The organism is Ruegeria sp. CDSC051, assembly GCF_059610665.1.
On sequence record NZ_JBXWOC010000004.1, the window covers coordinates 205,616 to 223,633 of the forward strand.

Sequence of the window (18,018 nt, forward strand, 5' to 3'; positions counted from 1 at the left end):
CGAGCAGCACGGGAAGGAGTCCTGTGGCAAAGGACCGATCACAGCGCGATGAATACACCACCCCGCTCCGCCGTCTGCTGCTGGGGATTGTGGTTCTGTGCCTTCTGGGCATCTTTCTGGTCTGGCGCATTGACAGCCCTCGCGTCGAACGGTTTCGGGCGCAGGTTGTCGACAACGTGGTGCCCTCGATGGATTGGGCGATGGTTCCGGTTACCGCTGCGGTCAATCTGGCACGGGATTTTCAGAGCTATCAACGCCTGAGCGAGCAGAACCAGGAATTGCGCAGCGAGTTGCGTCTGATGCGCGCCTGGAAAGAGGCCGCACTGCAACTTGAGCAGGAAAATGCCCGGCTTCTGGATCTAAACAATGTGCGTCTCGATCCGCGCCTGACCTATATTACCGGGGTCGTCATGGCCGATAGCGGTTCTCCGTTCCGGCAGTCGGTTCTGTTGAACGTGGGCGAGCGTGACGGAATTATGGATGGATGGGCCACCATGGACGGGATTGGCGTTGTCGGTCGTATCTCGGGTGTTGGTCCAGATACCGCACGGGTGATCCTGATGACCGACGCATCCAGCGCGATACCTGCCACGATTCAACCGTCGGGGCAGACCGCTCTGATTGCCGGGGACAACACCGCCGCGCCTGTGGTTGAATTTCTGGAGAACCGCGAACTGGTGCGCCCGGGCGACAGGGTTGTGACCTCGGGGGATGGCGGCGTTTTCCCTGGCGGCCTGCTGATCGGTCAGATTACCGCTGATCCGGGTGGCCGCCTGCGGGTGCGGCTGTCTGCAGATTTTGAACGGCTCAAATTTCTAAGAGTGCTACGCTATCAGTCTGCGCCACTTATTCAGGACCCCGGAGGAATTGTCGGCCCACGCCAACCCGAAGCGGCACTGACACCGACGGAGACCGGCGATGGATAGTGCCGCGTCCAATCTGTGGCTCAAACGTGGCCTATATCTGCTGTTGGCGCTGCTGGTCTTGTTCCTGCACCTGCTGCCACTGGACACGCAGCCGGATCGCTGGCCGTTTCCGGATTTCCTGATTGCGTTGACCTTTGCCTGGGTTCTGCGGCGCCCCGAATATGTGCCAACCCTGCTGGTCGCCCTGATCATGCTGGCAGCCGACCTTCTGTTTCAACGCCCCCCCGGCTTGCTGGCCGCGCTTGTTGTGTTGGGTACTGCCTATCTTCGGTCCGCAACTCCCGGGTTGCGCGACGCGGGCTTTTTGGGCGAATGGACCACCGTTGCCGTCGTGATCACAGCTGTTTTTTTCCTGAATCGCGTCATTCTTGCTATTCTGTCCGTGCAACAAGCGGCATTGGGGATGGTCGTGGTGCAAGTGGTTCTGACAATCGGGATCTACCCATTGATCGTTCTGCTCAGTCAGAACGGTTTTGGTGTGCGTCGTGTCGCACCTTCTGACCCTGGCCTGTCGGGAGGGCGGTAATGAAACAGCGCAAACCTAAGTCACAGGGCCTCGCCTATAAACGTTTGCCACGCCGTGCGCTGATCCTTGGAGGCCTGCAAGCCGCTTTTATCGGAGGTCTGGCCGCCCGGATGCGGTTTATGCAGGTAGATCAGGCTGACGAATACCGCCTGTTGGCCGAGGAAAACCGGATTAACATCCGCCTGATCCCGCCCACACGTGGTCGAATATACGATCGCAACGGGCAGATCATCGGGCAAAACTCTCCGTCCTACCGTATCGTCATGGTGCGCGAAGATGCAGGAGATGTTGAAGCCGTCATCTCCAAGCTTTCTGAACTGATCCCACTGACCGAGGATGAGATCGAACGCGCCATGACCGAAATGCGCAGATCGGCCCCGTTCCTGCCGGTCACTCTGGCCGATCAAGTCACGTGGGAAGATATCTCGAAAGTTGCCGTCAACGCCCCCGCCCTGCCCGGTGTCACACCCGAGGTCGGGATGACCCGGCAATATCCCAGATATGAGGATTTCGCGCATATCGTCGGCTATGTCGGACCGGTCAGCGATTACGACCTCAGTCAGATAGAAGATCCGGAACCCGTTCTGCGCATTCCCCGTTTTCAGATCGGCAAGGTCGGGCTTGAGGCCAAACAGGAAATCAGTCTGCGTGGCAAAGCAGGCGCCAAACGCGTCGAAGTGAACGCCACCGGCCGCGTGATGCGTGAACTTGACCGTCAAGAAGGTTTGGCCGGGGCCGATTTGCAACTGTCGGTCGATGCCGATCTTCAACAATACGCTCAGGCCCGTTTGGCTGGTGAAAGCGCCGCAGCAGTGGTGATCGATTGTGAGACCGGTGATATCCGCGCCATCAGTTCCGCACCCAGCTTTGATCCCAACCTTTTTGTGCGCGGAATCTCGGTTGCCGATTACCGGGCTCTGACACAAGACAACTATCGCCCGTTGGCCAACAAGACAGTACAGGGCACCTATCCACCCGGCTCGACCTTTAAGATGATCACTGCCATGGCAGCGCTTGAGGCTGGGGTCATCGGTCCTGGAAACACTGTTTACTGCCCCGGCCACTTGAAAGTCGGCAGTCGCCGGTTCCATTGTTGGAAACGCGGCGGGCATGGTACGGTTGATCTTGGTCTGTCTCTGAAACGCAGCTGCGATGTGTATTATTACGACGTTGCCCTGCGCACAGGCATCGACAATATCTCCGACATGGCTCGTATCTTTGGGCTGGGCGTGAAACACGATATCCCGATGTCCGCAGTGGCTGCAGGGCTTGCCCCCAATCAGGCTTGGAAAGAGCGTGTCCACGGCGAAGAATGGCTGGTAGGTGACACTGCCAATGCCTCAATCGGTCAGGGCTTTATGCTGGCCTCACCGCTGCAACTAGCCGTCATGACAGCCCGGATTGCAACTGGGCGTGCGGTCTCGCCACGCCTTGTGCGTTCGGTCAATGGGGTTGAACAACCCTCGGGCGCGGGGGAACCGCTCGCGGTCAATCGGACTAATCTGGAATATGTCCGCAAGGCAATGTTTTCGGTCTCGAACGACCGGCGCGGCACGGCTTATCGCAGCCGTATCATCTCGGATGAGTTCCGTATGGCGGGCAAGACCGGCACCAGCCAAGTCCGCAATATCACCAAGGCAGAACGTGCGGCTGGCGTTATCCGCAACGAAGACCTGCCGTGGGAACGCCGTGACCACGCGCTGTTCGTCAGCTTTGCCCCCTATGACAACCCGAAATACGCCGTAGCCGTCGTGGTGGAACATGGCGGCGGGGGGTCGAAGGCCGCGGCACCGGTTGCACGGGATATCATGCTGCAGGCGCTGTACAACGGTACGCCACCACTCGAAGCCTATCCGGCCGCCGATCGTGAGCGTATCAAGGAACAGCAAAAACGGCTGGAGGGCGACCGCCGCCCCAAAGCGCGTCCGCCCCAGAAGGACCGCGCATGAGCTATCTTGAATATGCCGTCAAATCCACGCCATCGGGGTTCCGCAAGTTCCTGTATATGAACTGGCCCCTGACCCTGCTGCTGATCAGCGTGGCCAGCGCAGGGTTCCTGATGCTGTACTCGGTGGCGGGTGGATCATGGACCCCTTGGGCCGAACCTCAGATGGAACGCTTTGGGTTGGGCTTGATCGCGATGTTCATTGTGGCACTGGTCCCGATCTGGTTCTGGCGAAATATGTCGGTTCTGGCTTATCTGGCCGCGATCGCTCTACTTGTGGTGGTCGAGTTGTTCGGAACGGTTGGCATGGGCGCGCAACGCTGGATCGACCTGGGGTTCATGCGCCTGCAGCCATCAGAGGTGATGAAAGTAGCACTGGTGATGGTGCTTGCGGCCTATTACGACTGGCTCCCATCGCATAAAACGTCACGCCCCCTTTGGGTTCTGATCCCTGTCATCCTGATCCTGATCCCCACCTTCATGGTGTTGCGCCAGCCGGATCTCGGCACCTCGATCCTGCTGCTGGCGGCGGGGGGAGGCCTGATGTTTCTGGCCGGCGTTCACTGGGCCTATTTCGCTGCGGTTATCGCCGCGGGTGTCGGTCTGATCGCCACGGTCTTCAACAGCCGCGGAACCGAGTGGCAGTTGCTCAAGGATTACCAGTTCCGCCGCATCGACACCTTCCTTGATCCCTCCACCGATCCGCTGGGCGCGGGGTATCACATCACCCAATCCAAGATCGCGCTGGGGTCCGGAGGCTGGAACGGGCGCGGGTTCATGCAGGGCACACAATCGCGCCTGAACTTCCTGCCCGAGAAACACACAGATTTCATCTTTACGACGCTGGCCGAAGAATTCGGATTTGTCGGCGGCATCACCCTGCTGGTTCTCTATGGGCTGATCCTGATCTTTTGCCTGGTTACGGCCCTGACAACCAAGGACAGGTTCTCCTCTTTGGTCACGCTGGGTATCGCACTGAACTTCTTCCTATTCTTTGCCGTGAACATGTCGATGGTCATGGGCTTGGCCCCAGTCGTAGGAGTTCCCCTGCCGATGGTCAGCTATGGCGGTTCGGCCATGCTGGTTTTGATGGCAGCTTTCGGCATCGTCCAAAGTGCCCATATTCACCGCCCCCGCTGATCCGAAAGGCCCGTTATGACTGCAAACATCCTGTTCTCGGCACGCCCCGAACTATGGCCCGTGTATCAACCCTTGATGACACAGTACCTGACTAATGCCGGGGTCGCGTTTCAGCTAGGCACCACGTTTGAACCAGATCAGGTGGATTACGTCGTCTATGCGCCCAATAGCGGCTTACGGGATTTTGCACCTTACACCCGCCTCAAGGCCGTGCTCAGCCTATGGGCTGGGATCGAAAGCATCGTCGAGAATGACACTCTGACTGTGCCGCTGGCGCGAATGGTGGACCACGGGTTGACGCAGGGGATGACCGAATGGGTCGTCGGTCACGTGCTGCGCTATCATCTGGGTATGGACCGACACATCACGGTTCAGGATGGGGTTTGGGCCCCAGATCCACCACCGCTGGCCTCGGACAGAACCGTCTGCATCCTGGGCCTTGGCGCATTGGGAGAGGCCGCAGCCCTCGCGCTGTCTGTACTGAATTTCAACGTTACCGGCTGGAGCCGCTCGGCCAAGGCCATCCCCGGAGTCACCTGCTTTCACGGTGAGGATGGGTTGCGTGCGGCACTGACACAGGCCGAGATCGCGGTTCTATTGCTGCCCGATACGCCTGCCACGGAAAACACACTGAACGGCGAAACCCTGTCCCTGATGCCCAAGGGTGCGCATATCATCAACCCGGGCCGAGGGCCGCTGATCGACGATCAAGCCTTGCTGGCAGCTCTGGATACGGGCCAGATCGGTCACGCAACGCTGGATGTTTTCCGGGTCGAGCCGCTGCCTGCGAGCCACCCGTATTGGACGCATCCAAACGTCACGGTGACGCCTCACGTTGCCTCTGAAACCCGCCCCGTTACATCGGCGCAGGTGATCTGTGAAAATATTCGCAGAGGTGAGGCGGGCGAGCCTTTCCTGCACCTCGTTGACCGCGAATTGGGATATTAGGCTGCGATAAGGCCGCGCCCCTTCAGCAGGGCCTCAACCCCCGGCAAACGACCGCGGAAGGCCAGATACAGGTCTTCGGCTTCGCGGGAACCGCCAGTGGACAGGATATTTTCCTCCAGCGCTTTTGCGCGTTCGGAATCAAAGGCGCCCCCCGCCTCTTCGAACGCGGCGAAGGCGTCTGCATCCATGACCTCGGACCACATATAGCTGTAATAGCCTGCGCTATAGCCGTCACCGGCAAACACATGCGCAAAATGCGGCGTGGCATGGCGCATCCGGATTGCCGCGGGCATTCCCAGATCCGCCAGAACTTCTGCCTGTCTCGCCATCGGATCGTCGGGCACAGCGCCCTCATGAAAGGCCAGATCAACCAGCGCCGAGGCCACATATTCTACAGTCTGGAACCCCTGATCGAAATTGGCGGCCTTGAGCACTTTCTTTAGCATCTCCTGCGGCATCGGCGCGCCGGTTTCGGCATGAGTGGCGAATTCGGCCAGAACCTCTGGGACTTTAAGCCAGTGTTCGTATAGCTGGCTGGGAAGCTCGACAAAGTCGCGCGCAACGGAAGTGCCCGAGATGCTTTCATAGGTCACATTCGACAGCATCTGATGCAACGCATGGCCAAATTCATGGAACAAGGTCCGCGCATCGTCATATGACAACAGCGCCGGATCGCCTTTGGCAAAATTACAAACGTTGATCACGACCGGAGCCTGCACCTTGGGAAACTTGGCCTGCCCGCGCATCGCACTGCACCAAGCGCCTGACCGTTTGGAGCCGCGTGCAAAGTAATCCCCGATGAACACCGCGATATGCTGCCCGTTCCGAGTCACGTCCCAGGCCCGGCAGTCCGGATGGTACAACGGCACATCCAGCTGCTTGAACTCCAACCCGAACAGGCGATTTGCGCAGGCAAAAGAGGCCTCGATCATCCGATCCAGCTGTAGATACGGTTTCAGCGCCGCCTCATCCAGATCGTGTTCCGCCTTGCGGCGTTTTTCTGCATAGTAGCGCCAGTCCCATGCCTCCAGAGGGCCATTCACTCCATCATTCTGCATCATCTGCGTCAGGATTTCAGCATCAGCATTGGCACGCGTCTTTGCAGGCTCCCAAACCTGCATCAGCAGATCACGGACGCGGTCGGGCGTGCGGGCCATTTCGGTTTCCAGTTTGAAATCGGCAAAACTTTCATAGCCCAGCAACTTTGCACGTTCCTGACGCAACTGCAGAATTTCGGCGGCAATTTCCCGGTTGTCAGTCTCGCCGCCATTTGCCCCCCGGGCAGTCCATGCACGATAGGCTTTCTGGCGCAAATCCCGGCGCGGTGAAAACTGCAGAAACGGTACGATCAGTGACCGGGACAGGGTGACAACCGGTCCTTTTGCACCCTTTTCCTCACCCGCTGCCCGGGCAGAATTGACCACAAAATCAGGAAGCCCCTGTAGGTCATCTTCGGACAATTCCATGAACCAATCGCGCTCATCGGCAAGAAGGTTCTGGGTGAAGGACGTCCCCAGCGAGGCAAGCCGCGCTTTGATCTCTTGCATCCGCGTGTCTTCGTTTCCCTCAAGCGCCGCACCAGCGCGCACAAACCCACGATGCGACAGCATCAGAACGCGTGCCTGCTCATCCGTCAGGCCCAGTTCATCCTTGCGCACCCACAGATCGGCAACCCGCTGAAACAACGCCTTGTTGGACGAAATCCCCGAGAAATGCGCGGCCAGCTTGGGTGAAAATTCGCGCTGCAACTCCTCACGCAAGGGATTGCTGTCTGCGCCCGCGACCGTGAAGAATACCGACAGAACCTTGTCCATCATCTCTCCTGCAGCTTCCAGCGCTTCGACCGTGTTGGCAAAAGTCGGGGCCTCCGGGTTAGAGGCAATCGCGCCAATCTCAGCGTTATGGGCCTGCATGGCCGCGTCCAGGGCCGGGGCGAAATCCGTGTCGGATATCGTGTCGAACGGTGCAATTTCGAACGCGCTGGTCCAGGCGCACAGAATCGGGTTGGTCATTGAAGTCTCCTTTGTCCCCTACCTAAGAACGACGGCGCGTTCGATCCAGAGCAGGGGGGTTATCCTTTGCCACAAACGGGGCAATCTGCACGGCGAGGCAGTGTAATCTTGCGGCTTTCGCCATAGAGAGCGTCGTAAATCAGCATCTCACCCCTCAGTGCCAGACCCGCCCCGGTGATCACCTTGATCGCCTCAACAGCCATCATCGAACCGACGACGCCAGGCAAGGGGCCGATCACCCCAGCCTCGGCGCAGGACGGGGCCAGACCTGGAGTCGGAGCCTCGGGGAAAATGCACTGATAACAAGGCGCATCGTTGGCCGGGTCGAAAACGCTGAGCTGGCCTTCCCATTGCGACAGAGCCCCCGAAATCAGCGGCTTGCCCAACGCGACCGCCGTGCGATTGGCCAAATAGCGCGTGTCGAAATTATCAGTTCCGTCCAGGATGACGTCAAAATCGGAAAATAGCTCGGTGGCGACCTCTTCGGTCAGTCGGCGGTGATAGGGCAGAACAACCACATTCGGGTTTTGCGCCAGCATGGCCTGCTGGGCCGAAAAAACCTTGGGCATGCCGATATCCGCATCCTGGTGGATCACCTGACGCTGAAGATTGGCGTTCTCAACCTCATCATCATCAATCACCCCGATCGTGCCGACCCCGGCCGCAGCCAGATACTGCAAAGCGGGCGCCCCAAGCCCCCCGGCGCCGATCACAAGCACGCGGGCCTGCTTCATCTTTTTCTGCCCTGGCCCACCAATTTCGCGCAACACGATATGGCGGGCATAGCGGTCAAGCTCGGTCTCGGAGAATTTGTCTGAGGGCATGGCTGGCTCCTTGTTCGAGGCCGGCGCCGCGCGTTTTCGCAGCGCTTTCAGTCCCCTTCCATAGATCAGAACCAGAACCCCCGTACCAATCAAAATCAACCAGGTCGCAGCAGAACCACCCGTGGCCTGACGCAGGGGGTTGCCAAGGGGCAAAACCAGCTGTCCCGAGATTACCCCCAGCAACAACACCCCAACCGAAATCATCCGTGCATTGCGTGACACGCCAGCCAGATAGCCGAGCCCCCAAAGCGCTGCGGCGATGATCAGGACAAGTAACATCAGCCGCGCCCGGTCGAACCGAACCCGCCTGCACCGCGGTCAGTATCGCTGAGTGTATCCGTGGCCTCGAATGACGCCTGCACCACCGGGGCGACGACCAGTTGGGCGATACGTTCCCCATGGGTGATTTCAAAGCTCTCCTGCCCAGCGTTCAACAGGATCACCCCCAGAGGGCCGCGATAGTCGCTGTCGATCGTACCCGGCGTATTGGGCAGCGTGATCCCGTATTTCAGCGCAAGGCCCGAGCGGGGCCGGACCTGCACCTCATACCCATTTGGGATTTCAATCCGCAGTCCGGTGGGAACCAGAGCCCGCTGACCGGGCAGCAACGTGATCGGTGTCTTGCCCGGGAAGTTTGCACGCACATCCGCGCCTGCCGCTCCGGTGGTTTCATAAGATGGCAAGGGCACCGAAGGGTCGGCCCCGTCCTCACGGATCACACGAATTGCTACCATCGGATATCCTCTTGTCTAACCGGCCAACGCGTCGGAAATCTTGCGTGCCAGTTTTTCGGCCACTGCGTCTTTGCCCATGCGTGGCCATTCCTCGGCCCCATCGTCGGAAATCAGGATCACCGCGTTTTCGGCCCCTCCCATGATCCCGGTCGCAGGGCTGACATCATTGGCAACGATCCAGTCGCACTCTTTGCGCTCGCGTTTGGCGGTCGCATGTTCGATCACGTTGTCGGTTTCCGCAGCAAAGCCAACAACTAGCGCGGGGCGTCCATCGTCCAGCTTGGCGACCCGCTTCAGAATGTCCGGGTTTTCAGCAAAATCCAGCGCCGGAAGACCGTCGCGCGTCTTTTTCAGCTTGCGGTCCGACGCGCTGGCCACCCGCCAATCCGCCACGGCTGCGGCAAATACCCCGGCATCGACAGGCAATGCTGCATCCACCGCGTCTGACATCTGCTGGGCTGTTTCAACCCGCACAACCTCGACCCCATCGGGTGCGGGAACCTCAGCAGGTCCGGTCACAAACACAACCTCTGCACCCAACGCAGACAGAGCACGTGCAATCGCTGTGCCCTGCGCCCCGGATGAGCGGTTCGCGATATAGCGCACCGGGTCAATCGGCTCGTGCGTGGGACCCGAGGTCACAAGAATGCGTTTACCGCTGAGGGGTCCGCTGCCCAGCCACGCCTCAATCGCGGCGACAATTTCAAGCGGTTCCGACATGCGGCCCGGCCCAAATTCGCCACAGGCCATGTCGCCTTCGTTCGGCCCGACAAACCGAATGCCGTCCGCCTGCAACTGTTCAAAATTACGACGCGTCGCCGGGTGATCCCACATACGGACATTCATCGCAGGCGCACACAGAACCGGTGTGTCAGTCGCCATCAATAGGGTCGAGGCCAGATCATTCGCCAACCCACCTGCCATTTTGCCCATTAAATCCGCAGTCGCCGGAGCGACCACGACAAGATCGGCGGAACGGGACAGCTGGATATGCCCCATCTCGGCCTCATCGGTCAGATCGAACAGATCGCGATAGGCTTTCTCACCGGCCAGCGCGGCGACAGACAGAGGGGTCACGAATTCTTCGGCCGCGCGGGTCAGGACCGGGGTCACAGCGGCGCCGCGTTCCTTCAGTCGCCGGATCAGATCCAGCGACTTATAGGCAGCGATACCGCCACCGATGATCAGCAGAATCCGTTTCGATGCCAGCATGTTGTGCCCTTCCCGTCTCGGTCGGCCCCGACATTAGGCAAGCGCGCCCAACAGTTCCAGCGGTTAATTCTGCGGCTGAAAGGCCAGGCAGGGGTCTTCTCGGTCAGCGGTCGGGCTGTCGATGACCGCATCATACTCGCCTTGGATGCTGCCGTCTTCGGACTGACCCAGGACATAGACCTTAAGACCCGGACGCAGGCGCGACAGGAATGTCGGAATACCGCGATCCTTTCGGGCATGGCCATTTCCGGTGATTACCGCAACCGGGCCACCAGTTTCGTCAACGGCACGCAATATGGCCCGTGCCAGCACCGCATCGCGCAACCTTTGGATCGCAACCAGCTGCGGCAGAGCGCTTTCCGGCAGCGCATCGCAATGCGCCGCCATCTGGTCAGCCTCGCGCGCCGCCTGTTCCGCCTTTGACAGAGGAACGGTCAACCCAAACCGCGCTGCGTCAGCGCCCAGCGCAGTTGCAGCGCCACGTTCCATCGCTGTACGCGCTGCCTTACGCGGGACCATTGCGCCATAGACCGGCGCATCCGTGGCCTGAAAGATCGGGTAATACAGGCTGAGAGGGGGCCAGCCGGATTCCGCCCAACGCAGGATGCGTGACAGTTCTTCGGGATCGGACGCCGCTTTTTGCGCCAGGCGCTGCGCGCCTTCCTCGGTGACCATTTCCCAGACCACGGCGGAGGGGTCGATCAATGTAATCGCCCGTTCCTGAACCAGATGATGGCGGGGATTGTCATGGGTTTCGCCCAGCAAAACAACGTCTGCCATTCGCATCGCTGCCGCAACATCGTCAGGGATCAGGTCATCGGCATGACCGGACCCAGCCATAACCATCAGCGTACACATCAGAATCGCAATCTGTTTCATGCGATGAAGTGTTGCACCTCGCGCGATTGAGCTTCAAGGTTCTTACGCATTTTTACAAAAGCCGCGGCTTCAAGCTGACGCACCCTCTCTTTCGACAGGCCCAGTTCCTGACCCAGGCTTTCCAGTGTGCGCACCGGTTCACGCAGCTTGCGTTCGCGCACGATGAAGCGCTCTCGGTCGTTGAGGGCCTGCATCGCCATCACCAACCATTCGCGCAACTGTTCGGTGTCGTGCTTGTTTTCAACGGTTTCAGCGGCCTGTTCCCGGTCATCCTCTAACGCGTCGATCCATTCGCGCCCGTCTTCATCCGTGGATTGCACAGCGTTCAACGAGAAATCCGACCCTGCCAGCCGGCCTTGCATCATCTCAACGTCGCGCAACGGAACACCAATCTCGGCTGCTATCATCTGGTGCAACTGGTGACGGTCCAGCGCCATCCCACCAGTGGCCGCTTCGCGTTCAAGCCGGGCCTGGACGCGACGCATGTTGAAAAACAGGGATTTCTGGGCAGAGGTGGACCCGGTCCGAACCATTGACCAGTTTCGCATTACATAGTCCTGGATACTCGCCTTGATCCACCAGACGGCGTAGGTCGAGAACCGAACCCCGCGATCCGGGTCAAATTTCTCAGCGGCCTTCATCAGACCCAATCCGGCCTCTTGGATCAGATCGTTCATCGGCGCGCCGTAACGTTTGAACTTGGCCGCCATCGAAATTGCCAACCGCATATAGGCCGTGATCAACCGGTGCAGCGCCTTTTCATCGCGCTGGTCACGCCAGGCATAGGCCAGCTTCAACTCGGTTTCTGCATCCAGTAACTCGGCCTTCATCGCCCTGCGCGACATCGAGAAATCGTTTGCGCTGTCCAGTGCCATGGAAATCTCCCTTTTTCGCTGGCGCGGCCCGGGCTTGCCTTGCCGACCCATGGTCGATACGCAGAACAACACCAGGTGGATCACTTAAAAGGTAATGATCGTGGGTTCGGATTTAACCTTTGTGCTGGGCGGAGCAGCCTCAGGCAAGTCGGCATTCGCCGAGCAACTTGTTGTTTCATCAAGTAAAAGCCGCGTTTATCTGGCCACATCACAAGTGTTTGATGATGAGATGCGCGATAAGGTTAAGCGCCATGTTTCACAGCGCGGCAGCGGTTGGGAAACGATCGAGACCCCCCTGGACCTTGGCGCACCCCTGGCCGAGCTGACCCAGGATCAGATCTGTCTGATAGATTGTGCCACCATGTGGCTAACCAATCACCTGCTGGCGGAACACGACCTGCAGCAGGCCCAGACAGCACTGCTTGATGCGTTACGAGACTGTCCTGCCCCGGTCGTCATCGTCTCGAACGAGGTTGGCCACGGGATCGTCCCGGGCAACGCCCTGTCTCGCCAATTCCGCGAGGCGCAAGGCCGCCTGAACATCACGCTCGCCGCGCAGGCTGATCTGGTGGTTCAGGTCACTGCCGGGCTTCCTGTGGTATTGAAAGGGCAACTGCCATGACGCGTCTGCATCTAGTCAGGCATGGTCCGACCCATGCCAAAACCATGGTCGGCTGGTCCGATCTGCCTGCTGACCTAAGCGACCACGCCGCCATTGGTCGGCTACAAAGCTACCTGCCGGCCAACGGGTTGTTGATCTCATCCGACCTGTGCCGTGCCGCTGACACGGCTTCGGCGGTACAGGGCACCCGGCACCGCCTGCCCCACCACCCCGACCTGCGTGAGATCAATTTTGGCAGTTGGGAATTGCGCGGGTTCGAGGAAATCGAGGCCGAAGACCCCGAACTAACCTTCGCCTACTGGGAAAATCCCGGTGAAGTTCGCCCGCCAAACGGCGAAAGCTGGAATGAAGTCCGAGCCCGCGTCAACGCGGTTATTGACAGGTTGATTGGCGATCACACCGGCCAGGACCTGATCATTGTTGCCCATTTCGGCGTCATCCTGACACAGGTCCAGCGTGCCATGGATGTGGACACGCAAGAGGCTTTCGGCCACCGGATCGACAATCTTTCCGTGACGGAGATCACCCATCACGGCGACCGTTGGTCGGTCGGTCAGATCAATCACTGCCCGTGATCAGGCCGCGCACAAATCTCTGTTTTACGGATTGAATAGCCTGAGTCATCCTAGACCCATGACCTATGATTTGTTTATCGGAGACCGCCTGTTTTCCAGTTGGTCCTTGCGTGGTTGGTTGATGCTGGAGAAGTTCGACCTGTCCTATCGAAACCACATGATCGGCCTTTATTCAGGCACTATGGCCGAGGATATGAAACCCCTGTTCCCGGCGCGTCTGGTGCCTGCTCTGCGCCTGCCAGACGGAACTGTGGTTGGTGAAAGCCTTGCCATGGCCGAGACCTTGGCTGAGCGCCACCCACAGGTCGGATTGTGGCCCTCTGACGCGGCTGCCCGCGCCACTGCACGGTGGCTTTGCACCGAGATGGTGGCCGGGTTTTCAGCCCTCCGCGGGGAATGCGCGATGCAGCTGCTTCATAGTTGGAAGGGGTTCGAACCGGCGGCCGAAACGCTTGCTGACCTGCGCCGGATCGAAACCCTTTGGGATCATGCGCGCCAAGTGTCTGGGGCGAACACCGGCCCTTTGTTCGGTACATATTCTTTGGTGGATGTGTTTTACACGCCCGTTGCCGCGCGGATCATCGGTTATGGGCTGCCTGTTTCGGACGCCAACCGGGACTATTGCCTGACCCTCCTGTCGGATCCGGTTGTCAGGCAGTGGCGTGCGATGGGTCTGACAGTCCAGTACGACCCTTTCCCGTATTCGCTGGACCTTCAATCGGATCCCTGGCCAATCGGCGGGGCATCGTCTGCTGTGGCCGCCCAGAGCGGTCCCTCGGTCAACCAGACCTGCCCCTATTCCGGAGAGCCCGTCACAGATTTTCTGGACCTGGACGGTCAGCGCTGGGGATTCTGCAATCGGTTCTGCCGCGACAAAACCCTCGCCGATCCGGCGGCATGGCCGAAATTCACTCAGATGGTCAGCGCCGTTAACGATTCCTAAACCGGCGGCGTGCCAGTAACGACCTGTTAACCAAGCAGGTCGTTCATGGTCGCTCGTTCTCATACAGTCGCCTTTCAAGGTGTCGACGCCCGCCCGGTCGAGGTGCAATGCGCGGTTTCACCCGGGTTGCCTGCCTTTTCCATCGTCGGCCTGCCCGACAAAGCAGTTTCAGAGGCCCGCGATCGCGTCCGAAGCGCGCTAAGTTCGATGGCCATTGCCCTGCCGTCAAAGCGTATCACCATCAACCTGTCCCCCGCTGACCTGCCCAAAGAAGGCAGCCATTTCGACCTGCCCATTGCGGTGGCTCTGCTGTCAGCCCTGGAAATCATTCCCAAGGACGCGGCTGAAGGGGCCGTTTCACTGGGGGAATTGTCACTGGACGGGTCTCTTGTGCCTGTTGTCGGGGCGCTTCCTGCCGCGATGACCGCCGCGGCCGAGGACCGAACCCTGCTGTGCCCTCGGGCCTCCAGCGCCGAGGCGGCTTGGGTTGACGCTACTCAGGTGATCGGCGCTGAATCTTTGGGCGATGTTGTCCGCCACTTCTCGGGCCAAGCCCCTTTGCCCGCTGCCCTGCCCGGCGAGGTCAACCTTTCCCCCAGCACCCGCGACCTGCGCGATGTCAAAGGGCAAGAGCGGGCGAAACGCGCGTTGGAGATTGCCGCCGCAGGGCGGCACCACCTGATGATGATCGGCACGCCGGGGTCCGGGAAATCCATGTTGGCCGCGCGCCTGCCGGGGATCTTACCGCCCCTGACACCGGCCGAGGCGCTTGAAACCTCGATGATCCAATCCCTGTGCGGCCTGCTTGACGAAGGCGGCATCAGCCGCACCAGACCATTTCGCGAGCCGCATCATACGGCATCGATGGCGGCCATTGTTGGTGGAGGGAAAGGAGCCAAACCAGGAGAAATCTCATTGGCCCATAACGGGGTTTTGTTCATGGATGAATTTCCCGAATTCCCACGAACCGTTCTGGAAACCCTGCGCCAACCCATCGAAACCGGAGAGGTCATGATTGCACGTGCCAATGCGCATGTGAAATATCCCTGCCGCTTTATGCTGGTTGCCGCCGCCAACCCCTGCAAATGTGGCTACCTGACGGACCCGGCGCGAGCCTGTTCGCGTGCGCCGGTCTGCGGCGAGGATTATCTGGGACGCATTTCAGGCCCGCTGAAAGATCGGTTCGACCTGAGGATCGAGGTGCCTCCGGTCGGGTTCACCGACCTTGACCTGCCTCCATCCGGGGACAGTTCGGCCACGGTAGCCGCGCGTGTCGAGCAGGCGCGTGCGGTTCAAGCGCAAAGATACACTGGAACGTCCGCGCGCCAGAATGCGGATGTTGAGGGCAATGTGCTGGAAGAAATCGCCGCGCCGGATGCCGAAGGAAAAGAGCTGCTGTTGAAAGCGGCTGAGAAATTTGGTTTGTCAGCGCGCGCCTTTCACCGCATCTTGCGGGTCGCGCGCACAATTGCCGATCTGGACGGCGCATCAGATGTCCGAAGACCCCATGTGGCCGAGGCGCTGAGCTTTCGCATCAGCGCCAATATTGCATCTTAAAGCCTGGCTTCGATGGCCTGCCAAATCTTTTCTGCGATGTTCACGCCATCAAACCGTTCCAATTCCTGAATTCCGGTTGGCGAAGTCACGTTAATCTCGGTCAGGTAATCGCCGATTACATCGATACCAACAAAAACCTGCCCTTTTTCCTTCAACAAAGGTCCAATGGCTGCGCAAATCTCAAGATCGCGATCCGTCAGACCAACCTTTTCGGGCCGTCCCCCCACATGCATGTTGGATCGTGTTTCACCTTTGGCGGGAACACGGTTGATTGCACCCACAGCCTGACCGTCCACCAGAATGACCCGTTTGTCGCCATTGCTGACATCGGGCAGGAATTTCTGAACGATCAGAGGTTCGCGCGAAAACCCGGTGAACAATTCGTGCAAAGATGTCAGGTTCCGGTCGTTGCCATCCAACCGGAACACCCCCGCACCGCCATTTCCATAAAGCGGTTTCAGGATAATATCGCCGTGCTTTTCTTTGAACGCCTTAATCGTCTGCAGATCGCGGGCGATGGTTGTCGGTGGCGTCAGATCAGGGAAATCCAGCACCAGGAGTTTTTCGGGATAGTTCCGAACCCAGAATGGATCATTTACCACCAGCGCCTGTCCCTTAAGCCGGTCCAGCAGGTGGGTAGAAGTGATATAGTGCATGTCAAACGGGGGATCCTGACGCAGCCAGACCACGTCGAACTCGGCCAGATCAACCTCGCGCTCGGGCCCCAATTCCGCCGGGTTTCCAGCCACGCGCTGCACCGTCATATCGTGGCCGCGGGCCGTGATCCGGCCCTCCTGATAAGCCAGTTTGTCAGGGCTGTAGAAGAACAGCGTATGCCCGCGCGCCTGTGCCTCTTCGGCCAGACGGAATGAGCTGTCGGCATTGATATCCACGGCCCCGATCGGGTCCATCTGAAAGGCAATTTTCATGGCGTGTCCCTCAGTTTCACGCCAGATACATGGCCCAGCCAGGCCGGGGGTTCAATGGGGTCAGACCTGATCAAAGGCGTTTTCGATGATTTGCACCGCGCCGAATGCATCCACCAAAGCCGCATCAAACCGAACATTTGTCAGCTGGCCGTTGGGTTCCCCTTCCAGAAATTGGGCGGCCGAGGCACAGATACGGTCCATCTGGCGCCGTTTGATCCGGGCAGCAGCCATCTCAAAGCTTGTGCTTTTCTTGACCTCGACGAAAACCAATCCGTCACCGTTGCGGACGATCAGATCAATCTCGCCCCCTGCCCCGCGCCAACGGCGATGTGCTATGGAATATCCCCGCCGCTCGTAATCTGCCGCAACTTGCTGTTCCGCCGCCTGACCCGCATGATAAGAAACCGAACTTCGGACAGTGCGTGAGGTCATCTTACCCTTTCCCGAGTTTCAGCGCCTTCTGATAGATCGGTCGACGCGGCAGTTTATACATCTGCGACACCAAATCCGCCGCATCGCGTACTGAATGAGTTTCCAGGGCGCGTATCAAAGCCTCTTCTATGTCTGAATCGTTAACAGTTTCCGAAGCCCCACGGTCTACCAGCAGAACAATTTCGCCTTTGACCGTCTGACTCGCCAATTCTTCTGCCAGCTCTGCCAGCGACCCGCGCCGAACTTCTTCGAATTTCTTGGTTAATTCGCGGCACATCGCGGCCTGCCTGTTTTCCCCTAGAACCTCGGCCAGATCCGACAGACAGGACGCCACACGTTTCGGAGATTCATAAAATACCAACGTTCCAGGCACATCTCGCAGCGTCTCGATCCGCGTCCGGCGCGCGCCTGAGGCATTGGGCAAAAACCCCGCAAAGAAAAAGGCATCCGTCGGCAAACCGGCCAGCGTCAGCGCCATCAGCGCGGCGGACGGCCCCGGCGCGCAGGTGACAGTGTGCCCCGCCTCGGCCGCCTGTCGTCCCAGATCGTATCCCGGGTCCGCGATCAACGGCATCCCGGCCTCAGACGCATAGGCCACCGATTTCCCCTCAGCCAGCGCGTCCAGGATTTTGCCGCGGGCGCCTGCACCGCTGTGATCGTGATAGGCAAGAATGCGGCGCCCCTCGAGCGGAACGCCGTGAATCTCCATCAACCGGCGCAGGCTGCGCGTGTCTTCGGCGGCGATCATGTCCGCCGACGCCAACACGTCTAGCGCCCTGAGCGTAATGTCGCGCGCCGCCCCGATCGGAGTGGCAACAAAATACAGGCCCGTGCCCAATTTGACTTTTTGAAAATTCAAAGCTGGACCCTCACAGCGTGACGTCTATTATCGCGGCGCAAATAATGGCAGCATCCCAAGCCGCCGGATCAGGGAGTTTT

18 protein-coding genes are annotated in these 18,018 nt (G+C 59.4%); 9 read left to right on the forward strand and 9 right to left on the reverse strand.

What is annotated here, in order from left to right; translation table 11 throughout:
- Positions 1–23 precede the first annotated feature (23 nt).
- The 5 genes from mreC to AC2FH0_RS11590 are packed head-to-tail and all read left to right on the forward strand — an operon-like array spanning position 24 to position 5,485.
- Positions 24–926 (forward strand): rod shape-determining protein MreC, encoded by a 903-nt coding sequence (gene mreC, locus AC2FH0_RS11570; RefSeq protein ID WP_281972515.1) that lies wholly within the window; start codon positions 24–26, stop codon positions 924–926.
- Complete coding sequence (locus AC2FH0_RS11575; RefSeq protein ID WP_142635595.1) at positions 919–1,452, forward strand: rod shape-determining protein MreD; 534 nt, start codon at positions 919–921, stop codon at positions 1,450–1,452. Before mreC ends, AC2FH0_RS11575 begins: the two co-directional genes overlap by 8 nt.
- Positions 1,452–3,401: a penicillin-binding protein 2 gene (gene mrdA, locus AC2FH0_RS11580; protein WP_271948353.1), complete on the forward strand. Its 1,950-nt coding sequence runs from the start codon at positions 1,452–1,454 to the stop codon at positions 3,399–3,401. The genes AC2FH0_RS11575 and mrdA overlap by 1 nt, the downstream gene beginning before the upstream one ends.
- Entirely contained in the window at positions 3,398–4,537 is a 1,140-nt protein-coding gene (gene rodA / locus AC2FH0_RS11585; RefSeq protein WP_271948355.1) for a rod shape-determining protein RodA, read from the forward strand. The genes mrdA and rodA overlap by 4 nt, the downstream gene beginning before the upstream one ends.
- A 15-nt stretch (positions 4,538–4,552) precedes the next feature.
- A complete protein-coding gene (locus AC2FH0_RS11590; protein ID WP_496709179.1) occupies positions 4,553–5,485 on the forward strand; it encodes a 2-hydroxyacid dehydrogenase in 933 nt (310 codons plus the stop codon).
- Here the strand turns inward: AC2FH0_RS11590 and AC2FH0_RS11595 are convergent.
- The 6 genes from AC2FH0_RS11595 to AC2FH0_RS11620 all read right to left on the reverse strand — a co-directional run bounded on the left by AC2FH0_RS11595 (position 5,482) and on the right by AC2FH0_RS11620 (position 12,021).
- The gene (locus tag AC2FH0_RS11595; protein WP_496789384.1) at positions 5,482–7,497 is read right to left on the reverse strand and encodes a M3 family metallopeptidase; all 2,016 of its coding nucleotides are present in this window, start codon (positions 7,495–7,497) and stop codon (positions 5,482–5,484) included. The two genes, AC2FH0_RS11590 and AC2FH0_RS11595, sit on opposite strands and share 4 nt — an antisense overlap.
- Positions 7,498–7,556: 59 nt before the next feature.
- Positions 7,557–8,600 carry a HesA/MoeB/ThiF family protein gene (locus AC2FH0_RS11600; RefSeq protein ID WP_496789385.1) on the reverse strand — a complete coding sequence of 348 codons (1,044 nt, stop codon included), beginning with the start codon at positions 8,598–8,600 and terminating at the stop codon, positions 7,557–7,559.
- Positions 8,600–9,055: a dUTP diphosphatase gene (gene dut, locus AC2FH0_RS11605; RefSeq protein ID WP_496691767.1), complete on the reverse strand. Its 456-nt coding sequence runs from the start codon at positions 9,053–9,055 to the stop codon at positions 8,600–8,602. Before dut ends, AC2FH0_RS11600 begins: the two co-directional genes overlap by 1 nt.
- Before the next feature lie 15 nt (positions 9,056–9,070).
- Positions 9,071–10,267 carry a bifunctional phosphopantothenoylcysteine decarboxylase/phosphopantothenate--cysteine ligase CoaBC gene (gene coaBC, locus AC2FH0_RS11610; protein WP_496691768.1) on the reverse strand — a complete coding sequence of 399 codons (1,197 nt, stop codon included), beginning with the start codon at positions 10,265–10,267 and terminating at the stop codon, positions 9,071–9,073.
- Between the two features lie 63 nt (positions 10,268–10,330).
- Positions 10,331–11,146, reverse strand: a complete 816-nt coding sequence (locus AC2FH0_RS11615) for a ChaN family lipoprotein (protein ID WP_496691769.1) — start codon at positions 11,144–11,146, stop codon at positions 10,331–10,333.
- On the reverse strand, positions 11,143–12,021 hold the full coding sequence (locus AC2FH0_RS11620) for an RNA polymerase factor sigma-32 (RefSeq protein WP_496789387.1): 879 nt from the start codon (positions 12,019–12,021) through the stop codon (positions 11,143–11,145). Before AC2FH0_RS11620 ends, AC2FH0_RS11615 begins: the two co-directional genes overlap by 4 nt.
- 100 nt (positions 12,022–12,121) lie before the next feature.
- On the opposite strand from AC2FH0_RS11620, the gene cobU reads away from it, so the two are divergent.
- Genes cobU through AC2FH0_RS11640 form a run of 4 tightly spaced genes read left to right on the forward strand, consistent with a single transcriptional unit; the run spans position 12,122 to position 15,718 of the window.
- Complete coding sequence (gene cobU, locus AC2FH0_RS11625) at positions 12,122–12,643, forward strand: bifunctional adenosylcobinamide kinase/adenosylcobinamide-phosphate guanylyltransferase (RefSeq protein WP_496789388.1); 522 nt, start codon at positions 12,122–12,124, stop codon at positions 12,641–12,643.
- Positions 12,640–13,218, forward strand: coding sequence for a histidine phosphatase family protein (locus tag AC2FH0_RS11630; RefSeq protein ID WP_496789389.1), 579 nt, complete (start codon positions 12,640–12,642; stop codon positions 13,216–13,218). The genes cobU and AC2FH0_RS11630 overlap by 4 nt, the downstream gene beginning before the upstream one ends.
- A gap of 58 nt (positions 13,219–13,276) precedes the next feature.
- Positions 13,277–14,161 carry a glutathione S-transferase gene (locus AC2FH0_RS11635; RefSeq protein WP_496789391.1) on the forward strand — a complete coding sequence of 295 codons (885 nt, stop codon included), beginning with the start codon at positions 13,277–13,279 and terminating at the stop codon, positions 14,159–14,161.
- A 45-nt stretch (positions 14,162–14,206) separates the two neighbouring features.
- Positions 14,207–15,718, forward strand: a complete 1,512-nt coding sequence (locus tag AC2FH0_RS11640) for a YifB family Mg chelatase-like AAA ATPase (RefSeq protein WP_496789393.1) — start codon at positions 14,207–14,209, stop codon at positions 15,716–15,718.
- Here the strand turns inward: AC2FH0_RS11640 and gshB are convergent.
- Genes gshB through rsmI form a run of 3 tightly spaced genes read right to left on the reverse strand, consistent with a single transcriptional unit; the run spans position 15,715 to position 17,938 of the window.
- Entirely contained in the window at positions 15,715–16,647 is a 933-nt protein-coding gene (gene gshB, locus AC2FH0_RS11645; RefSeq protein ID WP_281995201.1) for a glutathione synthase, read from the reverse strand. The genes AC2FH0_RS11640 and gshB overlap by 4 nt on opposite strands.
- A 60-nt stretch (positions 16,648–16,707) precedes the next feature.
- Complete coding sequence (locus tag AC2FH0_RS11650; RefSeq protein WP_281995202.1) at positions 16,708–17,079, reverse strand: YraN family protein; 372 nt, start codon at positions 17,077–17,079, stop codon at positions 16,708–16,710.
- A gap of 1 nt (position 17,080) precedes the next feature.
- Positions 17,081–17,938, reverse strand: coding sequence for a 16S rRNA (cytidine(1402)-2'-O)-methyltransferase (gene rsmI, locus AC2FH0_RS11655; protein ID WP_496691774.1), 858 nt, complete (start codon positions 17,936–17,938; stop codon positions 17,081–17,083).
- Positions 17,939–18,018: the final 80 nt, after the last annotated feature.

Coding starts and splice junctions, on each gene's coding strand:
- AC2FH0_RS11575 (WP_142635595.1), top strand. CDS start 919: ATGGATAGTGCCGCGTCCAATCTGTGGCTCAAACGTGGCCTATATCTG.
- mrdA (WP_271948353.1), top strand. CDS start 1,452: ATGAAACAGCGCAAACCTAAGTCACAGGGCCTCGCCTATAAACGTTTG.
- rodA (WP_271948355.1), top strand. CDS start 3,398: ATGAGCTATCTTGAATATGCCGTCAAATCCACGCCATCGGGGTTCCGC.
- AC2FH0_RS11590 (WP_496709179.1), top strand. CDS start 4,553: ATGACTGCAAACATCCTGTTCTCGGCACGCCCCGAACTATGGCCCGTG.
- AC2FH0_RS11595 (WP_496789384.1), bottom strand. CDS start 7,497: ATGACCAACCCGATTCTGTGCGCCTGGACCAGCGCGTTCGAAATTGCA.
- AC2FH0_RS11600 (WP_496789385.1), bottom strand. CDS start 8,600: ATGTTACTTGTCCTGATCATCGCCGCAGCGCTTTGGGGGCTCGGCTAT.
- dut (WP_496691767.1), bottom strand. CDS start 9,055: ATGGTAGCAATTCGTGTGATCCGTGAGGACGGGGCCGACCCTTCGGTG.
- coaBC (WP_496691768.1), bottom strand. CDS start 10,267: ATGCTGGCATCGAAACGGATTCTGCTGATCATCGGTGGCGGTATCGCT.
- AC2FH0_RS11615 (WP_496691769.1), bottom strand. CDS start 11,146: ATGAAACAGATTGCGATTCTGATGTGTACGCTGATGGTTATGGCTGGG.
- AC2FH0_RS11620 (WP_496789387.1), bottom strand. CDS start 12,021: ATGGCACTGGACAGCGCAAACGATTTCTCGATGTCGCGCAGGGCGATG.
- AC2FH0_RS11630 (WP_496789389.1), top strand. CDS start 12,640: ATGACGCGTCTGCATCTAGTCAGGCATGGTCCGACCCATGCCAAAACC.
- AC2FH0_RS11635 (WP_496789391.1), top strand. CDS start 13,277: ATGACCTATGATTTGTTTATCGGAGACCGCCTGTTTTCCAGTTGGTCC.
- AC2FH0_RS11640 (WP_496789393.1), top strand. CDS start 14,207: ATGGTCGCTCGTTCTCATACAGTCGCCTTTCAAGGTGTCGACGCCCGC.
- gshB (WP_281995201.1), bottom strand. CDS start 16,647: ATGAAAATTGCCTTTCAGATGGACCCGATCGGGGCCGTGGATATCAAT.
- AC2FH0_RS11650 (WP_281995202.1), bottom strand. CDS start 17,079: ATGACCTCACGCACTGTCCGAAGTTCGGTTTCTTATCATGCGGGTCAG.